Annotated in this window: 3 protein-coding genes and 1 pseudogene; 1 reads left to right on the plus strand and 3 read right to left on the minus strand. The window is 41.0% G+C overall.

Features of this window, described 5'->3' with window-relative positions:
* Positions 1–807 precede the first annotated feature (807 nt).
* Positions 808–1269 (plus strand): replication/maintenance protein RepL, encoded by a 462-nt coding sequence (locus tag DIS06_RS04455; RefSeq protein ID WP_110112047.1) that lies wholly within the window; start codon positions 808–810, stop codon positions 1267–1269.
* A gap of 68 nt (positions 1270–1337) precedes the next feature.
* Here the strand turns inward: DIS06_RS04455 and DIS06_RS04460 are convergent, their stop codons facing one another.
* From DIS06_RS04460 to mobV (DIS06_RS04470), 3 genes and pseudogenes are all read right to left on the minus strand, one after another.
* Positions 1338–1808, minus strand: a complete 471-nt coding sequence (locus tag DIS06_RS04460) for a hypothetical protein (protein ID WP_110112048.1) — start codon at positions 1806–1808, stop codon at positions 1338–1340.
* 15 nt (positions 1809–1823) lie between these two features.
* The gene (gene mobV, locus DIS06_RS20890; protein WP_239421871.1) at positions 1824–2894 is read right to left on the minus strand and encodes a MobV family relaxase; all 1071 of its coding nucleotides are present in this window, start codon (positions 2892–2894) and stop codon (positions 1824–1826) included.
* Between the two features lie 3 nt (positions 2895–2897).
* Positions 2898–3578, minus strand: a pseudogene (mobV, locus tag DIS06_RS04470) (MobV family relaxase); the annotation flags it as partial.
* Positions 3579–3952: the final 374 nt, after the last annotated feature.

The following is a 3952-nucleotide window of genomic DNA, read 5'->3' on the forward strand; positions in this document are numbered from 1 at the left end:
CCAAACCGACATACCTAAAACGGAGTTTTGAGGTTGTCGATTTGACCTATTCATTGTACCCGCCGAACCGCTAAGTTCTAACGCTCCTAGATTGTGGCTCTATGCCACAGCCAGTCACGCTATAAGGGACTAGTCCCTCTTGGCTCTCGCCAATTCACCCTAGCCTGCACCAGCCACCCTAAAACAGAGGAAGGGTGACCCCCTCTTAAAAGCCATATAAGGCTCATATAGCCCTTTTAAGGACTTGCCCTTTACTTCAACACCTTTTGTTGCCTTAATGGCAACAGAGACGCCTTCAAGGCGTTTTAAGCCCTTAATGGGTTTGTCTTTCCCCTTGTTTTGGGGATGGGGGCTGGCTCGCAGTGTGGGGGCGAGTCCCCACGGTCTTATTGCGTAACTGAATTATGCTTAGAGGAATATTTCGGACGGATGAACAGGCGGTTTTTGGCGGTATGATGGTCAGAGCAAGCCGACCCTCGGAGTTCCTCGTTTTGGGTCTGTTCGGCTTGGCGACATTCCAGCACCGCCAAAAAATGCGGAGGGCAAGGGGGAAAGGGTGGAGATTTTTCGGAGGTCTTTCCGAAAAATACTACCCGAACCTTGCGTGGAGCATAGCCCTTTGGATTAAGAAGAGAGTGTTTTTTATAAAAAGTAGTTATAAAGGTTGATATATAAGGGTTTTTGTTGTTTTTGGTGCTTAACTATACCTTAGTGTGCACTTAACTATACCTTAGTGAAAATAAACATTGACTTTTGTTTTTACTAAACTTATGATTAAGTAAATTAGAGGGAAGGAGGGGGAAAAGCATGGATAAAAACATGGAATATCATGCGGATACACAAACATTATTGGGTAAAAAAGCAAAAACATACATCGATGCTGATACTGGTGAAAAAATTAATGTCGAGCAAATTACAAAAAGAGCTTATGGACAAAAGCAATTCTGGAAAGTCTATCTAATGGATTTCCTACACATTCTAGGGCTTGCAGATTCAAGGCAAATTGACGTATTAATTTACATACTTGAAAACACAGAGCAAGCCAATAACACCTTTGTAGGGACTTATAAAAAGATTGCTAAAGAAGCTAGCGTTTCAGAGCCAACAATTGCTAAAATAATGAAAAAGCTACAAGAAAATGAGTTTATAACAAAAGTTCAAAATGGCGTTTGGCAAGTCTCTCCAAACATCATGATGAAAGGTTCGGAACATAAGAAAAGATTGCTCTTAAATTACTATGACGATAGTAAAGAGCAAGAGAACGAATAAAGTGCGATTGCAAGGCATTTTATTCAAGGAAAAAGCCCCCAGCTGAATGCCGGTGGGCTTTTTAAATTTTACATAAAGTCAAACAGAGAATGACTGTTTGCAGATTCAATTTCCCTTCGTTTTAAAAGCTTTAATGGTGAATGCAAAAAGATAATTTCATTCTTAGGATCACATCGTTTTTTAAACAATTCAATTTCAGTTTCTGTCCTTTCACCATAATAAATTTGAACTTTGTATTCAGCATTTGAAGATAACAATTTCATCATAGATTTTTTTCTTAATCCTGAATCAATTTCAATAGCAACATAAGGATTTTCAGTAGTGTCTAGCCAGACTACATCAATTTTCCCGACCCTGTTTTCATACCCTTTCACTTTAGAAATTCTGTATTCTGGAACGCCCTTTGAATTAAAAAAGACAGCAGAATTAACTAGATTTTTTTGCAGGGTATTATGATAATTAATTTTAATTTTAGGCTCAATGATTTCATAAACTTCTTGCATAACGTGTACTAAAAAACTTGAAAGTCTACTCTTCACTCGACACCTTCCCCTTTATAATTCCATTTGATTCTCTCTCTCTCTTTCCTTTACGGGCTTCTCTAATTTTTCTAAAGAGTCCTGGACTAATTTATCCTGTCGATCATCCAGGAACTTGATAGCACTTCGATCTACATCATTCATCCTCAAGAACGTTTTCACACGGTCCAGTTGAACATGGAGAACATGTCCAACTCTCTCCTTAAAAGCTGAAAACTCCTTGCTGATCTGCGTGAGTTTTTCCTTCAATTTTCCGTTCTCTGATTTCAAATCCCGATTCTCATTCTGGTAAGACCGGTTCTGAAAAGTTAGGTCACTCACTTTTTGTTTTAATTGTTTATTCTCACCAGACAACTTCTCATAGTCATCAATCAGTCCTTTGTGCTTCTCTATCAAGGTTCCATACTGTTTCACAACGTCATGCTGCTTTAATTTTTGCATGGCTTTTTTCTCCGCTGCCACATCTAAATTGTCTCGAATGTCTTTATAGTTTTGTCGAATTTTGTCTTGTCCTGTCTGCATATCCGATTTTAACCGTTCAACCTCTGTCCTAGACTTGTCCAACTCTTTCTGCAGATTCTCTGCTTCCAGCTGATAAACCACCCCATTCGTTGCATAATTCACTAAGGTGTTGTAGTCCTGTTCCTTCATGCCAACAAGCCCAAGCACCTTTTTCGCTTCGATATTCGCAATCGATTTCGATTTGTCGTCAATCTCTTGGATATGTCCCATTATCCGTTCGTACTTCTCTTGGGATTCCTTCTCCATACTTTGGAACGTCAGAGCCTTATATTTAGCCGTCTCCACGTGTTTACGGCTCGATGAGACCCCTCTTTCCAAGTCAAAGTCATTTTGCTTCAGGTAGTCGTTAAAATCGTCCTGAAGGCTCACCAGTTGCTTTCTCTGGCCAAAGAAATCTTTAGCCGATAGTCGTCCATCTTCCGTTACTGGAACAAAGCCAACGTGCATGTGAGGGGTTTTCTCGTCATGATGAACAGTCGCATAAATTAAATTCTTTTCCCCGTATCGATCAGCAAGGAATTCATGAGCCGTTTCAAAATACCGTTTCTGCTCCTTCGGTGAAATCTNCGCAATCGATTTCGATTTGTCGTCAATCTCTTGGATATGTCCCATTATCCGTTCGTACTTCTCTTGGGATTCCTTCTCCATACTTTGGAACGTCAGAGCCTTATATTTAGCCGTCTCCACGTGTTTACGGCTCGATGAGACCCCTCTTTCCAAGTCAAAGTCATTTTGCTTCAGGTAGTCGTTAAAATCGTCCTGAAGGCTCACCAGTTGCTTTCTCTGGCCAAAGAAATCTTTAGCCGATAGTCGTCCATCTTCCGTTACTGGAACAAAGCCAACGTGCATGTGAGGGGTTTTCTCGTCATGATGAACAGTCGCATAAATTAAATTCTTTTCCCCGTATCGATCAGCAAGGAATTCATGAGCCGTTTCAAAATACCGTTTCTGCTCCTTCGGTGAAATCTTCTCAAAGAATTCCTTATCCGAAGTAATCAAAAATTCAGCAAGACGAACCGCATCTTTGCGGATCTTCTTTCCAGAGGTCACATTATCCTCGATGACCTGGTTAATTTTCTCGGTATAGTCTATCTGTCTTTGACCGTTTATGAGGTCATAATTTAGGTGAGAATCCGCCTTGTTAATGTCGGGATTCGTCTCACTTTCTTTCTCTCTTTGGTTGTGAAATTGAATGCCTTTTATGGCTGTAGATTTCATTTTCTGCATTCTGATAATAGAGTAACTCATGGGTCACGCACCCTTCTAAAAATCTAAAAGATTAAGAGAAGTGTAACACACTACACTTTCTATCGAAAGTTTCATGTGCTCTGCGAGGCTATTTCGGCTCCGCCGAGCCATGCTCTGCATGGCGAACCCCAAAGACCAAAACCGCTTTTCTCCAAGCAAGGGTCAGGTAGTATTTTTTTGTCCTACGGATCGCTGCGCTCAAAAAAATCTCCACCTTTCCTCCCTTGCTTTCCGAAATTCGGCGGGGGCTGAATAGTCGCCAAACCGACATACCTAAAACGGAGTTTTGAGGTTGTCGATTTGACCTATTCATTGTCCCCGCCGAACCGCTAAGTTCTAACGCTCCTAGATTGTGGCTCTATGCCACAGCCAGT

This window comes from Bacillus sp. CGMCC 1.16541 (assembly GCF_003184905.1).
Lineage (GTDB): Bacteria > Bacillota > Bacilli > Bacillales > Bacillaceae_H > Priestia.

Excerpts from the sequence above, each read along its gene's own strand:
- DIS06_RS04455 (WP_110112047.1), top strand. The coding sequence starts at position 808 with ATGGATAAAAACATGGAATATCATGCGGATACACAAACATTATTGGGT.